Source organism: Idiomarina sp. PL1-037 (assembly GCF_034422975.1).
GTDB lineage: Bacteria > Pseudomonadota > Gammaproteobacteria > Enterobacterales > Alteromonadaceae > Idiomarina.
On record NZ_CP139873.1, the window covers coordinates 1,538,618 to 1,556,369 of the forward strand.

The following is a 17,752-nucleotide window of genomic DNA, read 5'->3' on the forward strand; positions in this document are numbered from 1 at the left end:
CTTATTATTGCGCAGTCAATTGCTTTAATGTTTGCTGTAAGTTGTCATCCAGAGGGGCTTCAAAAGCCACTTCTTTTCCGGTAACCGGATGCAGAAAACGCAGCTGCCAGGCGTGTAAAAACAGTCGGTTTAACCCAAGCCCGGACATAATGTTATCGAAATCCGCATCACCGTACTTAGGATCTTTAGCTATAGGATGACCGGCATGTAACGCGTGAACGCGAATTTGATGAGTGCGGCCGGTAACTGGCGACGCTTCAACTAATGTCCCTTCCTTATATCTTTGCTGAATTCTGAAACGAGTCAACGAGGCTTTGCCTTCTGCATCAACACGCACAATTCTCTCGCCAGATTTTAAGGTGTTCTTTTTTAACGGCGCTTCAACGCTGCAAACCCGCTTTTGCCATTGGCCACGAACCAACGCCAGATATTGCTTATTCATTTCTTTGTTACGCAACTGTTCGTGCAAACTTCTCAGCACTGAACGTTTTTTAGCAACCAGCAACAAGCCACTGGTATCTCGGTCTATTCGGTGAACCAGCTCTAAGCTTTTCTCTTTTGGCCGCAACGCTCTTAAACCTTCAATAAGACCGAATTGCAGTCCTGAGCCGCCATGTACGGCGACTCCTGATGGTTTATTAATTAGCATCAAAGCGTCGTCCTCATAGAGGATCGCGTGCTCGAGAGCTGCAACCTGCTCTAAATTAGCAGACGGAAGGTCCGGCCTTTCACTCACTTTTACCGGAGGAATGCGAATGAGGTCCCCTTCTTTTAACTTATAGTCCGGTTTTATCCGCTTTTTATTCGCTCGCACTTCACCTTTACGAACAATTCGATATACCAAAGACTTAGGTACACCGCGTAATTGCGCAATGAGAAAGTTATCTATTCGCTGCCCCGACTCTTCTGCAGAGACAGTATGCCAGCGTACTTCTTGTTGAATTGTTTTCATGCCGCTATTTTACCATCATCTACAAGATTCAACAGCGAAATTGTTGCTTGTATTTTCAGTGGTTTTCATGGAATAATTAAGTGTCAAAGTCCATCGAAGATGGCAGACGAAGAATATATTTCGCGCAATCGAAATAACAGAGCGACGCATTATCCACATCAGCGTACGGTTTTAAAGTCTAATGAAGTGACTAGCCGAGATGTTGATGGCACGGAGAAGAACACAGCACATTGAATACGCTTTGTTTCATAATCGATTGCAGACGTAAAATTTAGCGACAATATGACACCGAACAGTTGGTGTTATCGGCACAGTCAAACTCATTTTAGTTATACGTTGTAGATGACGGGTAACGCAGGTCCCAAAGGGCCTGCAGCGACAGACGAATTCGATAATTGCACGATCGCCATTGGGGCGTGTCATATTGTGGCCCAAAGAATTGAGTCACAGTAATGAAAAGAATGCTAATTAATGCCACGCAATTAGAAGAGTTGCGTGTTGCGCTGGTTGACGGCCAGCGCCTTTACGATTTAGATATTGAAAGCCCTGGTCACGAACAGAAAAAAGCAAACATATATAAAGGCAAAATCACGCGTATAGAGCCAAGTCTTGAAGCTGCCTTTGTCGATTATGGTGCAGAGCAACATGGCTTTCTTCCTCTTAAAGAAATAGCTAAAACCTATTTTCCTCAAGGCTATACCTTCCAGGGTCGCCCTAATATTAAAGATGTGGTCAAGGAAGGCCAGGAAGTTATTGTTCAAATAGACAAAGAAGAGCGAGGCCAAAAAGGTGCCGCCTTAACGACCTTTGTTTCCCTGGCTGGCAGCTATTTGGTGCTCATGCCAAACAACCCCCGAGCCGGCGGTATATCGCGTCGTATTGAGGGTGATGAACGTTCAGCACTAAAAGAAGCGCTATCTGACCTCAATGTTCCGAAAGAAATGGGACTGATTGTCCGTACAGCCGGTGTAGGCAAATCAAAAGAAGAGCTCGAGTGGGACTTGAATGTTCTGCTTAATCACTGGGAAGCCATTAGCAAAGCGGCTAACGAGCGCCCTGCTCCTTTCCTTATCCATCAGGAAAGTAACGTTATTTTCCGCGCCTTACGCGACTACCTGCGCCGAGACATCGGTGAAGTTCTCATCGACAGCCCGAAAGTTTACGAGCAAGTCCGTAGTCATATACAGCTTATTCGTCCAGACTTTTTACAACGGGTAAAACAGTACGAAGGCGATGTCCCGCTTTTCAGTCACTACCAGATAGAAAGCCAAATTGAATCTGCATTCCAGCGAGAAGTCCGCCTTCCGTCAGGTGGTTCAATTGTTATCGACCCAACTGAAGCACTGACCTCTATCGACATTAACTCGTCACGTGCAACTAAAGGTGGCGATATCGAAGAAACGGCATTGCAGACCAACCTTGAAGCAGCCGAAGAAATAGCACGTCAATTGCGTTTACGCGACGTTGGCGGTTTAGTGGTTATCGACTTTATCGATATGACCCCTGCCCGCCATCAACGTGACGTTGAAAATCGTTTACGCGACAGTTTATCTCAGGACAGAGCGCGTATTCAGGTAGCCCGTATTTCGCGCTTTGGCTTGATGGAAATGTCCCGTCAGCGCTTACGCCCTTCACTGGGCGAATCAGCAAACAATGTTTGTCCGCGTTGTAATGGTCAGGGAACCATACGTTCGAGCGATTCTTTAGCTCTGTCGATATTGCGCTTGATTGAAGAGGAAGCGATAAAGGACAACACCATTCAGGTACATGCTCAGGTCCCGATCGATGTTGCAACTTACTTGCTCAATGAAAAGCGTCAATCCGTCAATCATATAGAAAAACGCCATAACGTGAAAATCGTTATTATCCCAAATCACCATATGGAAACACCTCACTTTGAAGTGTTGCGTATTCGTGATGACGAAGTTCCGGAGTCAGCCAGTTTTGAGTTGGTGCAAAAGCCAGATCAAACTGAATCTACGGTTTCTATTACTTTAACTCAGGATAAAGCGAAATTTGAAGAGCCGGCACTAAAAGGCCTTCAGGCACCGAGTGCGGCTCCTACGCCAGCACCGGCCCCTAAAGTTGAAGAGAAAAAAGCAGCTCAACCATCGTTGTTGAGTCGTTTAGTGACCTGGTTCTCTGGCTTGTTTGGTTCAGATGAAGAGCAGAAACAGGCTGAAGCTGAGAAAGAAAAAGAACGTAACGCTCAAAACCAGCGGAATCAGCAACGTCGTGGGCGCAATCGCCGTTCAGGAAACCGTCAGCCGCGAGGCCGCAACCAGTCAGCGGATAAGGACAAGGAAGCCAGTAAAGAAAAAACCTCCCCAGCGACAGAAGAGAAATCAAAAGAATCTCGCGATGACGCAGGTAACCGCAATAGTCGCAACCGTAACGATCGCAGACGTCGTGGCCGTAGCAATAAAAATCAGCAGCAGCCAAAACCAGAAACGGCTAAGAACGAACAAGTTGATAGCCCGGCTGAAGCAGAAAAGCCAAAAGAGACAAAAGCTGTTCAGGATAAACCGCGTCGTCAACGTAAGCCGATTGAAAAATCCGTTCGCGTTTCATCAACTGACGGTTCAGTAGCAGCTAAAGAGCCAACACAGCAGCCAACTCAAAAGGCTGTTGATGCGTCGACTGATGGTGCAGAGGCCCAGAATCAGAAGCCAACCCAGACTAAAGAGAAACCAGCAAAGCAATCTGGTTCTGACAAGGGCGAAAATAAAGCAATTTCTGACAAAGTACTGGATCCGCGTATGCAGGCAGCTGCTGAGCTGGTGCAAAATCAGACTCAACCTACAACTCCGACGGAACAGAACGTAGAGAAGAGTGTTGATGAGAATACGGAAGAGAAAGCACCTCAAGCGGACACTCAAGCAACTCAACAAACTGAAACCAGTACAGACGAAACAGTACAAAAGCCTGACACAGCGAAACCTGAAGTGGCATCTGATGACAAAGTAGAATCATCAGTTGAGCAAGCCAGTGAAGCAGTGCCAGAACCAGCTAAAGAAGAGCAAAGTAATAGCTCTGAAACAGCTGAAGAGCCTCAAAAGCCAACTGAAACAGAAGACACTGTTGAAGAAAAACCAGAGCCTAAGGCTGAAGAGAAGAAAAGCAGAGATCGCTCTCGCCGCTCTCCTCGTCATCAACGGGCTGCGGGGCAAAAACGCAAACAAATGAAAACCGAAGCGGTTATACCTAACCGTTCATTAAGTGGTTCATCATTTTCTGCAATGACGAAGGCAACAGCTGAAGAGCGCAAAGAAGCCTTTAAGGCTCTGCCCGTAGCTTCATCAGATAATCGTCCTCAGTTTGTTAAAGACAGTCGTATCGCCAGTATTTCTCAGGCGCGTTCGACTTCTTATGCCGAAATGGAAAAATGTGACTAAATTCAGCGAAATAAGAGTTTAGTTAGAAAATAAGAAGGCCGGTAGCAACAAACTACCGGCCTTTTTTATCTCTGGAGTTTACTTGCCATTACTGCTTAATCGTAATGAAGGCTCGGTTTTTCTCTAAAGTTTTAACACCAATACCTTTTACATCAAGTAGCTGCTCTACTTCGGTAAAGCCACCCAGCTGTTCTCTTAACTCGATAATCTGCTCAGCCCGTTTTTCACCAACACCAACCAGAACAGCCGATATCTCTTGTGCTGAACCGGTATTGATATTGACGGTTTTAACCTCTTCAGCCTGTGCTACTGACGATAAGTTTGGTAAGGCGGATAAAGGAGTGGCTTGGGCCCCTGCTGCTAAAAACAGCGATGAGGCAACAAGTATGGGTATCAATTTTAGCTTCATAGTGTCATTCCCTATTGAAAAATCACTGCGTCACTGCAGTAAGGACACTATAGCCGAAGTTTTTTGCCTTATTAGAAGATTACGACATTGCGAAGGCGTAAGTGAGTTATTCTCCTATAGAAGCTAATATCTCCGAAACGCTCGCGGTTGGGTCAGCTGCCTGCGTAACAGGTCGCCCAATGACCATATAATCAACCCCAGCCTCTATTGCGGCTTCCGGTGTCATAACCCGCTTTTGGTCACCCGCGGCGCTGTTGGCAGGTCGGATACCCGGCGTTACAAGCTTAAATGTCGTACCCAAATCACGTTTCAGCATACGAGCTTCCTGAGCAGAACAAACCACTCCGTCCAGGCCAGCCTGCTGCGCCAATTTTGCCAGTTTAAGTACTTGCTGTTCCGCAGATGTCTGAATTCCAGTTTCTGCAAGATCAGAATCACTCATGCTGGTGAGTACTGTCACGGCTATTAATAAAGGAGGCTTATCAAATTGCTTTAATGCATCCCTTGCCGCGCTCATCATTTCGGTACCGCCGCTGGCATGCACGTTCACTATATCAACACCGATTTTAGCTGCCGAGGTTACCGCCTTAGCCACTGTGTTTGGAATATCATGAAACTTTAAATCTAAAAATACTGAAAAACCCTGCTCAACCTGCTTTTTTACCCAGCTAGGTCCAATAGCGGTAAACAATTCCTTACCCACTTTCAGCCCAACTTTTCCGGCTGGTAATTGACTCACTAAATTGTCAGCGGCTTCCTGTGTCTGGCAATCTAAAGCAACATAAATTTTCGGTAACGCCATGTCGTTATTCACCATCTAATCCAAAAATAGGTTTTGTTGTTGCCCAGCTCTTACACGAAGGACAACGCCAATATAAAGTATGTCCGGAGAAACCACAGTGACGGCACTTATAATTGGGCCGCTGCACTATGTGCTCGTGAACCATTTTACGCAGCCTCCGGAGGCTGTCACGCGCATTGCCCACATCAGCGGCCCGAACGTGTAACCCCATTAAATGATGGAATCCGCGCATTGTCGGGTGCTGCTCTAAAACATGAGTCATAAAGTATTCTGCGTCTTCAATACTTTGCGATTCACAGATTTTTTCTGACAACGTAATAGCGGCCGTTATTCCCGCATTGTGTTCAACGCAACTGTGTAAAAACTCGATAAAAGTATGAGTGTCCGATGTTTTCTCGTAAGCTTCCTCTAGCAAAGGAATGGTTTCGCAAACAAATGATTTGTCCTGTTCGAACACCCGGGTTAAGTAATTAATGGACTCCCCGTACTCCCCTTCTTTCATGTAGATTTTTCCCAGGGCGAGAACGGCTCTAACGCAATTACTATCGTGTTTAAGCGCCTTACTGTAATGCTTTATTTTACTGGGTACATTGTCGTCTAGTTCGGCAAGTTCGCAATATAACTGAGCGAGAACGACTCGCGCGTGGCTGCTTTGCTTCGCCAGACGCAAAGCTATTTTAATGGCTTTGTCCCATTCGTGCGTGGATTCATAAAGCTCAAGAAGGTGCTTTTGGCTTTTTTCCCGGAATGACTTGTAACTCTGTAAGCCAGCAAACATTTGTTCAGCACGGTCGTAGATTCCGGCAGAAAGGTAGTCTTTACCTAACTCGTACATAGCCGTTAAGCGATCGTGCTCAGACAGATTGGGAAGTGACGTCAGGTTTTTATGAATTTTTATTGCACGGTCGACTTCGCCTCTGCGGCGAAATAACTTGCCTAAGGTCCAGTGAGTCTCAATGGTTTCGCTGTCGACATCTAATAACTCGACGAATAGATCAACCGCCTTATCTGGCTGATCTGACAACAACAGGTTGATACCTGTGGCGTACTTTTTAGAGAAACGCTTCTGCTCTTTTCGCTCTTCTGTGCGGACACTATTACGGCCCATGAACCAGCCATAGGCAGCCGCAATTGGTAAAAGCAGGAAGAGAAGCTCCAACATGAGCCGTTAGCTCTCCTTGTCCAGTTTATTTAAACGCTTAACTAAGCGGTTATACCGATAGCGCCAGGATAAACTCGATAAGCAAAGTAATAAAATACCCATCAGAAAGCCGCTGCCAAAAAAGATAGCAAGCAGCGATGCAACAGCCATTTCTGTTTGCAGCACCAGTAAATTAACAACTACGGTTTGCGGGTTCTGAGCCCCAAACGCCATTGCTAAAAGAAATATGATTAATACAGGAATGAGAATAAGCAGCTTTTTAAGCATAATTGCTTACCTGTTAGTTATAAAAAAACGGCATGCCAGTATAGCATGCCGTTTTTATCAATCGAGCGTAAAAACTAACTTAATGTATCGACCCTCTCGCGAAGCTCTTTTCCCGCTTTAAAATGCGGTACGTATTTCCCTTCTAACTCAACAGGCTCGCCTGTTTTAGGATTACGACCAACACGAGGAGCCCGATAATGCAAAGAGAAGCTTCCGAAACCCCGAATTTCAACGCGCTTGCCTTGTGATAAGGACTGCACCATTTGTTCGAGTATCTCTTTAACCGAAGCTTCAACCTGCTTCGGAGGTAACTCGTGCTTCAAAGTTAACCTTTCAATCAGCTCTGATTTAGTCATCATTACCTCCTTCAAATTAACTGCAACAATGCAGTTAATTATTCGTCGTCAGTTTTTGCAGCTTTAAAGGCTTCAGCCATTGCGCTATTAAGACCAGAACCACTGTCCTGTTGCTTATTAACGCTTTCAACCGCTTCTTTCTCTTCAACTTCGTCTTTCGCACGGATAGACAAGCTCAGAGTACGGTTTTTACGGTCAACGCCCATGAAGCGAGCTTCAATAGAGTCACCAACACTCAGTTCAGTGCTTGCATCTTCAACGCGGTCGCGTGAAATGTCTGCGGCACGAACGTAGCCTTCAACGCTTTCAGCTAATTCAACTTTAGCGCCTTTAGCGTCTACTTCAGTAACTGTACCTGTAACAATAGCACCTTTTTTATTGGCCGCCAGGTAGTTATTGAATGGGTCTTCTTCAAGCTGTTTGATACCTAGTGAAATACGTTCACGTTCAGCATCAACCTGCATGACTACGGCGGTAACTTCTTCACCTTTTTTGTAATCACGAACAGCTTCTTCACCAGTAGCGTTCCAGCTAATGTCTGACAAGTGAACCAAACCATCAATGCCGCCGTCAAGACCGATGAAGATACCAAAGTCAGTGATTGACTTGATCTTACCAGTAACTTGCTCGCCTTTATTATGGTTCTTAGCAAACTCTTCCCATGGGTTAGGCTTGCACTGTTTAAGGCCTAATGAAATGCGACGACGTTCTTCGTCAATTTCCAGAACCATAACTTCAACAGTGTCGTCCAGGTTAACCACTTTAGAAGGATGAACGTTTTTGTTAGTCCAGTCCATTTCTGATACGTGAACAAGACCTTCAACACCCTCTTCGATTTCGACGAAGCAACCGTAATCAGTCAAGTTCGTAACACGACCAGTTAAACGATGCCCTTCTGGGTAGCGGTTTGCGATATCAGCCCATGGATCTTCGCCTAACTGCTTAAGGCCAAGAGACACACGAGTGCGTTCACGGTCAAACTTCAATACTTTAACAGTGATTTCATCGCCAACGTTTACGATTTCACTTGGGTGCTTAACGCGTTTCCAAGCCATATCGGTAATGTGCAATAAGCCATCGACGCCGCCTAAATCAACGAACGCGCCGTAGTCAGTCAGGTTCTTAACGATACCCTGAACTTCCTGGCCTTCCTGCAAGTTTTCAAGCAGCTCTTCACGCTCTGCACTGTTTTCTTTCTCGATAACAGCACGACGAGATACAACAACGTTGTTGCGTTTCTGATCAAGCTTGATAACTTTGAATTCTAAATCTTTGTTTTCCAGATGCGTTGTTTCACGTACTGGACGTACATCAACCAGTGAACCAGGCAAGAACGCGCGAACGCCGCCTAAGTCTACTGTAAAGCCACCCTTAACCTTACCAGAGATAATACCGATAACGGTTGCATTGTCTTCGTGTGCTTTTTCCAACACCAGCCATGCTTCGTAACGTTTCGCTTTTTCGCGAGACAGAATGGTTTCGCCAAAGCCGTCTTCAACTGCATCAAGGGCTACGTCAACTACGTCGCCGACGCTGACTTCTAATTCACCTTCTGCATTACGGAACTGTTCTGCTGGAATCGCGCTTTCTGATTTAAGACCAGCATCAACCAGAATCAAATCTTTTTGTATAGCAACGATAGTACCTTTAACAATGGAGCCCGGGCGTGTTTCAACTTCCTTTAGGCTTTCTTCAAATAATTCTGCAAAATTTTCTGACATAGTAATTAACTTCGCTTATAAATAAGACGTCCACTGAACTTCCGTATACAGCGGGGTTATTAAAATAGTCTGTTCGCATCCTTACAACAGACGCCTAATTAAGGTCACCTGACCCTAGCTAGTCTTTGAGAGTTTGCTGTGCGCAAACGTCAATACTTGTTCCAATACGTCTTCTATCGACGTATCAGTGGAATCCAGATACAACGCATCCTCAGCTGGCTTAAGAGGTGCCACCGAGCGATTCGTATCACGATCATCTCTTTCTTTTATTTCGTTCACTAATTGATCAATATTAGCATCAAAACCTTTTTCCTTCAATTGCTCGAAGCGTCGTCTTGCGCGCTCTTCGGCAGAAGCGGTCAAAAAGATTTTGGCATCGGCATCAGTGAAAACAACGGTTCCCATATCACGGCCGTCGGCTACCAGACCTGGAAGCTCTTTAAACCCACGCTGGCGGCGCAGTAGAGCTTCTCTGACTCGTGGTAAAGCCGCTATTTTTGACGCCATATTACCCACTTGTTCAGTACGGATGGTCATGGTCACATCCTCACCTTCAAGAATAATATGTGTCAATGAACGCTCTTCTTCTGCTTCAAACTTCACATCCAGATGCGCTGCCAAAGCCACCAGGCTCTCTTCATCTTCCGGTGTGAAATCGTGATGCAAAGCCGCTAATGCCAGCACGCGATAAATAGCGCCGCTATCCAGCAAGTGCCATCCTAGCTTTTCAGCCAATAATCGGCTTATCGTTCCTTTCCCTGCCCCACTCGGCCCGTCAATCGTAATGACTGGAATATGAGTTGTCATAAAATCCTCTAATTGCTCTGCATTACGCAGCATTTAGCCGCGCAATTATACGCATTTGTAAAAAAATTGCATTAATCAAAGTCAACGAGTCTAAGAGTTAACTGTGACAGAGCCGTGAAAACTCGGAAAAATAGTCGGGATAGGTCTTCGCACAACAACCGGGATCATTGATTGTCACTCCAGTCGGCGAAAATGCGACTAAGGAGAAGCACATTGCCATGCGATGGTCGTCATAAGTATCAATTGCGGCATGTTGCCAGTGCTTCAGCGGCTCAATGCGGAGAGAGTCCTCGCTTTCATCGACTATGGCACCCAGCTGTCGCAGCTCTGTTGCCATAGCATGAAGACGGTCGGTTTCTTTTACCCGCCAGTTTGCGACATTACGAATTGTCGTCGGTCTATTTGCGAATAGAGCCAGTGGCGCAACCGTCATTGCCGCATCGGGAATATCATTAAAGTCCTGGTCAATGCCCTGCACGTTTCCTGTGCCGGATACGGTTATGCTGTTTTTATGGTAGCTTACTGACGCACCCATGGCTTCAATAACTTCGGCGAAGCGTTTGTCGCCCTGAATCGAGTTTTTACCGACACCGATAATTTCAACAGGACCTTTTCCTAAGAGCGCGGCGGCCATCCAGTAAGATGCGGCGCTGGCATCACCTTCTACCCAGTATTCGCCGGGCGACTGGTAACATTGTCCGCCGGTAATAGCGTAGCGCTGAGGAGAGTCTTCTTTTATAGAAATGCCAAAATCAGACAGCATTTGCAGCGTCAGTTCAATGTAAGGTCGTGAAACCACATTCCCTTTTAATGTCAGGGTTGAATCACCGGGCAGTAACGGAAGCGCCATCAGCAGAGCCGAAATGAATTGGCTGGATACCGAACCATCAATTTCAAAGTGACCCGACTTTAAACCAGAAGTCATTTCTAACGGAGGAAACCCTGTCTCCCCCAGATAGTTAACCCCGGCATTATGAGGCTGTAAAGCATCAACTAAGTGCTTAACCGGGCGCTCATGCATTCGGGCATCACCTTTTAACACTACCGCTTGATGTTCGCTTTTTAATGTTGCCGCTAACACGGCTATGAGCGGCCGCATTGCCGTGCCGGCGTTTCCCAGATAGAGATCAGAAGCAGGTTTGTTCCAATGCCCTCCTAAACCATGCACCCGGGTAGTGAGTTTGTCATCTTCAAAGCTCACTCCCAATGCATTAAGAGCTTCACGCATGCGGCTGGTGTCATCGCTAACCAGTAAATTATGTAAGGTGACGGGAGTCTGGCATAAAGCAGCCATAAGCAGTGCCCGGTTAGCAATGCTTTTTGAACCTGGTAAGGTGACAGTACCGCGACAATGCTGCCGCGGCTCTAAATGAATAGAATTAACCACGCAGCTTTTTCATTGCCTTAATAAAGGCTTGATTTTCTTCAGGCAGACCAATGCTGACACGTAAATGATTAGGCAACTCATAGCCACCTACAGGACGTACAATAACGCCTTCATGCAGAAGCTCGTCGTAAAGCTTCTCAGCACCGGACCCAACTTCTATGGTTAAAAAGTTACCGTAAGATGGAATGTAGTTAAGTCCTGAATCTTCACAAAAGTCAGTTAACTGCTTCATACCTTGTGCGTTTAATTCAACGGCTTTTTGCAAATAGGCGTGATCATCTAATACCACTTCAGCTGCTTTCAGTGACAACGAGTTCATATTGAACGGCTGACGAATACGGTTAAGGACGTCTGCCACACTCTCGTCACTGACCACGTATCCCGCGCGCAAACCGGCTAAGCCATAGGCTTTAGAAAACGTCCGGCTAACCACCAGATTAGGATATTCTTTTATCCACTCTACCGACGGCGCTCGCTCGTCTTCCGGAACATACTCGTAATAAGCTTCATCCAGAACCACAATGATATTTTGCGGTATCTTAGCAAGAAAGTCTTTTAGCGCTGAGGTTGATAAAAAGGTGCCCGTTGGGTTATTCGGGTTAGCAATAAAGATCATCTTGGTTTTATCGGTAACGGCTTTTGCCATACCATCAAGATCGTGCCCGTAATCTACTGCAGGAACAGCAACAGGTTTAGCACCGATAGCCTGAGTAACCAGCGGATACACCACAAATGCGTGTTGTGAGAAAATTACTTCGTTCTTATCCGACACAAAGGTACGGGCTAAAATTTCCAGAACATCGTTAGAACCGTTACCCAGAGTTATTTGCTGCGTTCCAACTTCATGTAACTCAGCCAGCCGGCTTTTAAGGTAGTAACCATTGGCGTCAGGGTAACGCACTAAATCCGTTAACTCGGCTTCCAGCGCGGTTTTTACTTTTCCACTCAAACCCAGAGGGTTTTCGTTTGAAGCCAGCTTAACCACGTGCTGCAGACCTAACTCACGCTGTAATTCAGACGTAGGCTTACCTGCCTGATACGGACGTAATTGCTTCACTCCGGAATTAACCAGTTCTAATGCATTAAATTCTGCCATAGCGATTCACTACCTTTTTTATTCTATTTATTTAGCCAAGCTTACGCTCGAAATCTGCCATATAACTTAGCAATGCTTCCACACCTTCTACCGGCATTGCGTTATAAATACTGGCTCTCATGCCACCAACAAAGCGATGCCCTTTTAACCCTAATAAACCTGCGTTTTTAGCGCCTTGTAAAAATTCCGCATCAAGCTTGTCGTCGGCCAACTGAAAAGGAACGTTCATAATTGAACGGTAAGCCGGATTAATCGTATTACTGTAAAAATCGGACTTATCGACAAAATCATATAACAGCTGCGCTTTATAGCGATTGCGTTCGCCCATAGCGACTAACCCGCCCTGCGCTTTTAACCACTTGAATACCAGCCCAGCAAGGTACCAGGCAAAGGTGTTGGGTGTGTTGTACATAGACCCGTCTTTCGCCTGAAGTTGGTAATCCATAATAGACGACACCTGCTTCTGCGGCTCGCCTAATAAAGACTTTTTAACAATAGCAATGGCAAAACCTGAAGGACCAATATTCTTCTGGGCTCCAGCATATATAACGCCAAACTTTGAAACATCCAGTGGTTCAGAAAGAATGTTTGATGACATATCGGCGATAACTGGCGCCTTTACGTCAGGAACTTCATGCAGTGCAATACCATCGACAGTTTCATTAGGACAATAATGAAAATAAGCGGCATTTTCAGACAGTTCCCAGTCTTCTGGACACTGAATTTCTTTGCCTTTAGCGCCTTCCTGAACCTTCCCCGCAATATTCACCTTGGAAACAAATTTTTCGGCTTCCCGGATAGCAAAACCAGACCAAATTCCTGTATCCAGATAATCTACGGTAGCATCCGGTGACGCAATATTTTGCGGGACCGCAGAAAACTGGCCGCGTCCACCACCTTGCAAAAAGAGTACTTCATAGTCGTCCGGCACGTTTAACAGATCGCGCAAGTCTTGCTCGGCTTCACGTGCCATGTGGACATAGACAGGGTCGCGGTGAGAAATTTCCATCACAGATACGCCCTGTCCATTCCAATTCAATAACTCTTCCTGAGCTTGTTTCAAAACGTCGACCGGCAACATTGCCGGTCCGGCAGAAAAGTTAAACAACTGACTCATGACTCGTCGGAACCTTCTTGGTTTTCAATATTGTCTTCAGCTGCGGCTTCACCTTCTTCAGCAGCAACCTCGCCATCAATTAACATTTCATCTTCATCAATTTCATCGATACGCTGTAAGCCAACGACTTTCTCGTCATCTGCGGTGCGAATTAAGCGCACGCCCTGAGTGTTACGACCAACGGTTGAAACCTCGTTGACACGCGTTCTTACCAAAGTACCTTTGTTACTAATAAGCATGATCTCATTGCCATCAATAACTTCCATAGCGCCAACAACTGAACCATTACGTTCACTGACTTTAATAGAGACAACACCTTTGGTCGCACGACTCTTAGCTGGGTATTCACTTAACGGTGTACGTTTACCATAACCGTTTTCAGTCACGGTTAATACATTCGCTTCTTCCTCTTCGTATTCGCGAGGAACAATCAGTGATACAACACGTTGCCCTTCTTCTAAGCGAATGCCACGGACACCGGTCGCGGTACGGCCCATTGAACGCACCTGCTCTTCAGCAAAACGCACCACTTTACCAGCGTCAGAGAACAGCATAATTTCGCCATTACCGTCGGTGATGTCAACGCCAATCAGTTCATCGTCATCAACCAGGTTCAGTGCAATAATTCCGCCGTTACGAGGACGTGAGTACTCTGGTAATGGTGTTTTCTTAATAGTGCCTTTGCGCGTTGCCATAACAACGAACTTATCTTCCGGATAGTCCCGTGTTGGCAAAATAGCGGTAATACGTTCGTCGGCTTCAAGCGGTAACAAGTTGACGATAGGTTTACCGCGAGACGCGCGGCTTGCCAGCGGCAACTGGTAAACTTTCATCCAGTAAATACGACCACGGGTTGAGAAGCATAAAATGGTGTCATGCGTGTTCGCTACCCACAGCCTTTCAATAAAGTCTTCGTCTTTCATCTTAGTGGCGGCTTTACCTTTACCACCACGACGCTGAGCTTCGTACTCAGTCAGTGGCTGATACTTCACATAACCTTCGTGAGAAAGCGTCAGAACTACGTCTTCTTCGTTGATTAAGTCTTCCATGCTGATGTCGTGTGCAGCAGCAGTAATGTCCGTTTTACGCTCATCACCGAAGTTGTTACGTATTTCTACCAGTTCTTCACGAATCACTTCCATCAGGCGCTCTGAACTGTTGAGGATATGCAGCAGTTCAGCAATCTGTTCTAACAGACCTTTATATTCATCCAGAATTTTTTCGTGTTCTAAACCGGTCAGTTTGTGCAGGCGTAAATCCAGAATAGCCTGAGCTTGCTCTTCGGTCAGGTGATAATTGCCACCCCGGATGCCGTATTCTTCTGGCAGATGATCAGGACGCGCAGCATCAACGCCGGCTGTTTCCAGCATTGAAGCGACATCTCCCAACTGCCATGCGCGGGCAATTAGACCAGCTTTAGCTTCAGCCGGTGTTGGCGAGCGACGGATAAGCTCAATAATTTCGTCGATATTGGCCAGCGATATCGCTAAGCCTTCCAAAATATGAGCACGTTCACGAGCTTTACGTAATTCGTAGACTGAGCGACGTGTCACCACTTCACGACGGTGGCGAATAAAGCAATCCAGCATATCGCGTAGGTTAAACAGGCGTGGCTGATTTTTATCCAGAGCTACCATGTTGATGCCAAACACAACCTGTAGCTGCGTATTGGCGTACAAATGATTGAGAACAACCTCCCCCACATCGCCACGACGGATTTCGATAACGATACGCATACCGTCTTTATCAGACTCATCACGCAACGCGCTAATACCTTCAACGCGTTTTTCTTTGACCAGTTCCGCAATCTTCTCAATTAAGCGAGCTTTATTCACCTGATACGGAATTTCCGTAACGATGATGGTTTCTTTACCGGTCTTCTCATCAACTTCAATTTCCGCCTGAGCGCGCAAATGAATGCGCCCACGACCCGTTTTATAAGCTTCGACAATACCACTACGGCCAGAAATTGTTGCCGCTGTCGGGAAGTCCGGTCCCGGGATGTATTCCATCAACCCTTCAACATCAATATCCGGGTTATCAATCATGGCAAGTGAACCGTCGATAACTTCGGTCAGATTATGCGGTGGGATATTGGTTGCCATACCAACGGCAATACCAGAAGAACCGTTAACTAACAGGTTAGGCACTCGGGTAGGCAGAACGTCAGGAATACGCTCAGTACCATCATAGTTGTCGACAAAGTCAACCGTTTCTTTATCTAAATCGGCGAGTAACTGATGCGCAATTTTCGCCATGCGAATTTCGGTATAACGCATCGCCGCAGCAGAATCACCGTCAACCGAACCAAAGTTACCCTGGCCGTCGACCAGCATATAACGCAAGGAGAAGTTCTGTGCCATACGTACAATAGTGTCGTAAACAGCACTATCACCATGCGGGTGATATTTACCAATAACGTCACCAACGACACGAGCTGACTTTTTATAAGGTTTATTAAAGTCGTTGCGCAATTCGTTCATTGCGAACAAGACACGTCGGTGTACTGGCTTCAGGCCGTCACGAACATCTGGTAAAGCACGCCCAACAATGACGCTCATGGCATAATCGAGGTACGAGCTTTTCAGTTCGTCTTCGATATTTACCGGTGACACTTCTCTGGCTAGATCGCTCATAGTTTATTCCCTAAATATAGATCCGCATATTCATTGTTATTTTGATCCAATCATTGTACCCATCCCAAACGCGTCTCGCACCCTCTTTTTCTTATTCTTTGCCTGAGGTAGACTAGCCGCGTTATCCATCTCTTAAAGACGCGTAATCTATGACCAGCAGCAGCTCTAAAAGTGAACAAAAAAACGTCGATCCGGAAGAGATCGCAAAGTTTTCAGCCCTGGCCTCGCGATGGTGGGATCCCGATGGAGAATTCAAACCCTTACATGAAATAAACCCCGTTCGACTAGGGTTTATTGAAAACCATACTGAAGGCCTATTCGGCAAAAAGGTACTGGATGTTGGTTGCGGCGGTGGATTACTCAGCGAAGCTATGGCTGAACGTGGGGCTCAGGTTACCGGTGTCGATTTGGCCGAACAATCATTAAAAGTAGCGCGTTTGCACGCATCAGAAAGCGGCCGTCAAATCGATTATCAATGCATTGCTATCGAAACCCTGGCGGAGCAGCAACCAGCAAGCTTTGATGTGGTGACTTGTCTGGAGATGCTGGAGCATGTGCCTGACCCTGAGGCTATTGTAAAAGCCTGTGCTAAAGCACTAAAACCTGGCGGGAAGATCTTTTTCTCCACACTAAACCGGAATGTAAAATCCTGGCTATTAGGTATTGTTGCCGCTGAGCATGTTTTAGGCTGGGTTCCCAAAGGAACTCATCAGCATCAACGTTTTATCAAACCATCAGAGCTACTGCGTATGACAGATGCCGCCGCGTTAGAAGATATCGCCATTAACGGTTTGATTTTTAACCCGCTAAAAGGCTTTGTGCTGTCAGAGAAAGATGTTGATGTGAACTATATTGTCGCTTTAAAAAAACCGGGAGAATAAATGAGCTCGTCAGATAAAAGTTCTCCCGTAAAGGCGGTACTGTTTGATTTAGACGGCACCTTGCTTGATACAGCACCCGACCTGGGAGCTGCATTGAACGTCGTATGCGAACAATACGAACGCCCTGCCATTACGGCTGAGGTGTTTACACCAGTCGCGTCTCATGGTTCCAGAGGTATGCTGCAGCTAGCTTTTGCCGAAGAGTACAGCGACATGGAAGCTGAACTCCGGCATGCATTTCTTAATGCTTATAAAGAGAACATAGCCATTCATACGCAACCCTACCCCGGCGTTTTGGAGCTACTTGCCTTGCTGCAGAGCGAATCCATTGAGGTTGCCATAGTTACCAATAAGCCAGAGCGCTTAACCCAACAATTACTGCCTCACTTTCCGGAGTTTGAAGCTATTCGTGTGGTCGTAAGCGGTGATACCTTAAGCGTGGCGAAACCCTCGCCGGAACCTTTATTCTATGCGGCTGAAAAACTGGGAGTAGAACCTGCCGACTGTCTTTATGTCGGAGACGCTGAACGAGATATCGAAGCCGGCCGCAATGCGGGTATGGTTACGGTGCTTGCTGAATATGGCTATATTAGCAATGAGGATCAGCCACAACGCTGGCAAGCCGACTACCATATCGCGTCACCACTCGAATTACTGAAGTTGCTTGCTATCGATAACTCTTGATCTATAAACATCTTTTGAAAGATCAAAAAATTATATAGCAAGATTACCAGCGCAAACTCACGCCAAACAAAGGCTGACAA

General features: G+C 46.2%; 15 protein-coding genes. 3 read left to right on the forward strand and 12 right to left on the reverse strand.

Translation table 11 applies throughout. The features are described from left to right. Positions 1–4: 4 nt before the first annotated feature. Positions 5–952: a 23S rRNA pseudouridine(955/2504/2580) synthase RluC gene (gene rluC, locus U0358_RS07210; RefSeq protein ID WP_322405786.1), complete on the reverse strand. Its 948-nt coding sequence runs from the start codon at positions 950–952 to the stop codon at positions 5–7. A gap of 452 nt (positions 953–1,404) precedes the next feature. Here rluC and rne point away from each other — a divergent pair, with 452 nt between their 5' ends. Continuing rightward, the gene (gene rne, locus U0358_RS07215) at positions 1,405–4,347 is read left to right on the forward strand and encodes a ribonuclease E (RefSeq protein WP_322405787.1); all 2,943 of its coding nucleotides are present in this window, start codon (positions 1,405–1,407) and stop codon (positions 4,345–4,347) included. An 88-nt stretch (positions 4,348–4,435) separates the two neighbouring features. Here rne and U0358_RS07220 read toward each other — a convergent pair whose 3' ends face one another. The 11 genes from U0358_RS07220 to gyrA all read right to left on the reverse strand — a co-directional run bounded on the left by U0358_RS07220 (position 4,436) and on the right by gyrA (position 16,107). Next, positions 4,436–4,756 carry a ComEA family DNA-binding protein gene (locus U0358_RS07220; RefSeq protein ID WP_322405788.1) on the reverse strand — a complete coding sequence of 107 codons (321 nt, stop codon included), beginning with the start codon at positions 4,754–4,756 and terminating at the stop codon, positions 4,436–4,438. 106 nt (positions 4,757–4,862) lie between these two features. Beyond that, positions 4,863–5,558: an orotidine-5'-phosphate decarboxylase gene (gene pyrF / locus U0358_RS07225; RefSeq protein ID WP_322405789.1), complete on the reverse strand. Its 696-nt coding sequence runs from the start codon at positions 5,556–5,558 to the stop codon at positions 4,863–4,865. 4 nt (positions 5,559–5,562) lie between these two features. Then, complete coding sequence (gene lapB, locus U0358_RS07230) at positions 5,563–6,720, reverse strand: lipopolysaccharide assembly protein LapB (RefSeq protein ID WP_317496986.1); 1,158 nt, start codon at positions 6,718–6,720, stop codon at positions 5,563–5,565. Positions 6,721–6,726: 6 nt separating this feature from the next. Continuing rightward, entirely contained in the window at positions 6,727–6,987 is a 261-nt protein-coding gene (locus U0358_RS07235) for a lipopolysaccharide assembly protein LapA domain-containing protein (protein WP_317496987.1), read from the reverse strand. Between the two features lie 74 nt (positions 6,988–7,061). After that, the gene (locus U0358_RS07240) at positions 7,062–7,346 is read right to left on the reverse strand and encodes an integration host factor subunit beta (protein ID WP_317496988.1); all 285 of its coding nucleotides are present in this window, start codon (positions 7,344–7,346) and stop codon (positions 7,062–7,064) included. Positions 7,347–7,381: 35 nt separating this feature from the next. After that, on the reverse strand, positions 7,382–9,064 hold the full coding sequence (gene rpsA, locus U0358_RS07245) for a 30S ribosomal protein S1 (RefSeq protein WP_317496989.1): 1,683 nt from the start codon (positions 9,062–9,064) through the stop codon (positions 7,382–7,384). 114 nt (positions 9,065–9,178) lie between these two features. Further along, positions 9,179–9,871, reverse strand: coding sequence for a (d)CMP kinase (gene cmk, locus U0358_RS07250; protein ID WP_253620441.1), 693 nt, complete (start codon positions 9,869–9,871; stop codon positions 9,179–9,181). Positions 9,872–9,968: 97 nt separating this feature from the next. Further along, a complete protein-coding gene (gene aroA, locus U0358_RS07255) occupies positions 9,969–11,258 on the reverse strand; it encodes a 3-phosphoshikimate 1-carboxyvinyltransferase (RefSeq protein WP_322405790.1) in 1,290 nt (429 codons plus the stop codon). Continuing rightward, entirely contained in the window at positions 11,251–12,354 is a 1,104-nt protein-coding gene (gene hisC / locus U0358_RS07260) for a histidinol-phosphate transaminase (RefSeq protein WP_322405791.1), read from the reverse strand. Before hisC ends, aroA begins: the two co-directional genes overlap by 8 nt. 31 nt (positions 12,355–12,385) lie before the next feature. Then, positions 12,386–13,471, reverse strand: a complete 1,086-nt coding sequence (gene serC / locus U0358_RS07265; protein ID WP_322405792.1) for a 3-phosphoserine/phosphohydroxythreonine transaminase — start codon at positions 13,469–13,471, stop codon at positions 12,386–12,388. Beyond that, positions 13,468–16,107, reverse strand: coding sequence for a DNA gyrase subunit A (gene gyrA / locus U0358_RS07270; RefSeq protein ID WP_317496993.1), 2,640 nt, complete (start codon positions 16,105–16,107; stop codon positions 13,468–13,470). The genes serC and gyrA overlap by 4 nt, the downstream gene beginning before the upstream one ends. Positions 16,108–16,256: 149 nt before the next feature. On the opposite strand from gyrA, the gene ubiG reads away from it, so the two are divergent. Both ubiG and U0358_RS07280 read left to right on the forward strand, forming a co-directional pair. After that, positions 16,257–16,988: a bifunctional 2-polyprenyl-6-hydroxyphenol methylase/3-demethylubiquinol 3-O-methyltransferase UbiG gene (ubiG, locus tag U0358_RS07275; RefSeq protein WP_322405793.1), complete on the forward strand. Its 732-nt coding sequence runs from the start codon at positions 16,257–16,259 to the stop codon at positions 16,986–16,988. After that, the gene (locus U0358_RS07280) at positions 16,989–17,672 is read left to right on the forward strand and encodes an HAD family hydrolase (protein WP_317496995.1); all 684 of its coding nucleotides are present in this window, start codon (positions 16,989–16,991) and stop codon (positions 17,670–17,672) included. Positions 17,673–17,752: the final 80 nt, after the last annotated feature.

What these genes read in the sequence shown, in the direction of transcription:
- gyrA (WP_317496993.1), bottom strand. Translation starts at nt 16,107, where the DNA reads ATGAGCGATCTAGCCAGAGAAGTGTCACCGGTAAATATCGAAGACGAA.
- cmk (WP_253620441.1), bottom strand. Translation starts at nt 9,871, where the DNA reads ATGACAACTCATATTCCAGTCATTACGATTGACGGGCCGAGTGGGGCA.
- U0358_RS07235 (WP_317496987.1), bottom strand. Translation starts at nt 6,987, where the DNA reads ATGCTTAAAAAGCTGCTTATTCTCATTCCTGTATTAATCATATTTCTT.
- ubiG (WP_322405793.1), top strand. Translation starts at nt 16,257, where the DNA reads ATGACCAGCAGCAGCTCTAAAAGTGAACAAAAAAACGTCGATCCGGAA.
- U0358_RS07280 (WP_317496995.1), top strand. Translation starts at nt 16,989, where the DNA reads ATGAGCTCGTCAGATAAAAGTTCTCCCGTAAAGGCGGTACTGTTTGAT.
- pyrF (WP_322405789.1), bottom strand. Translation starts at nt 5,558, where the DNA reads ATGGCGTTACCGAAAATTTATGTTGCTTTAGATTGCCAGACACAGGAA.
- rne (WP_322405787.1), top strand. Translation starts at nt 1,405, where the DNA reads ATGAAAAGAATGCTAATTAATGCCACGCAATTAGAAGAGTTGCGTGTT.
- serC (WP_322405792.1), bottom strand. Translation starts at nt 13,471, where the DNA reads ATGAGTCAGTTGTTTAACTTTTCTGCCGGACCGGCAATGTTGCCGGTC.
- rluC (WP_322405786.1), bottom strand. Translation starts at nt 952, where the DNA reads ATGAAAACAATTCAACAAGAAGTACGCTGGCATACTGTCTCTGCAGAA.
- lapB (WP_317496986.1), bottom strand. Translation starts at nt 6,720, where the DNA reads ATGTTGGAGCTTCTCTTCCTGCTTTTACCAATTGCGGCTGCCTATGGC.
- rpsA (WP_317496989.1), bottom strand. Translation starts at nt 9,064, where the DNA reads ATGTCAGAAAATTTTGCAGAATTATTTGAAGAAAGCCTAAAGGAAGTT.
- hisC (WP_322405791.1), bottom strand. Translation starts at nt 12,354, where the DNA reads ATGGCAGAATTTAATGCATTAGAACTGGTTAATTCCGGAGTGAAGCAA.
- U0358_RS07240 (WP_317496988.1), bottom strand. Translation starts at nt 7,346, where the DNA reads ATGATGACTAAATCAGAGCTGATTGAAAGGTTAACTTTGAAGCACGAG.
- U0358_RS07220 (WP_322405788.1), bottom strand. Translation starts at nt 4,756, where the DNA reads ATGAAGCTAAAATTGATACCCATACTTGTTGCCTCATCGCTGTTTTTA.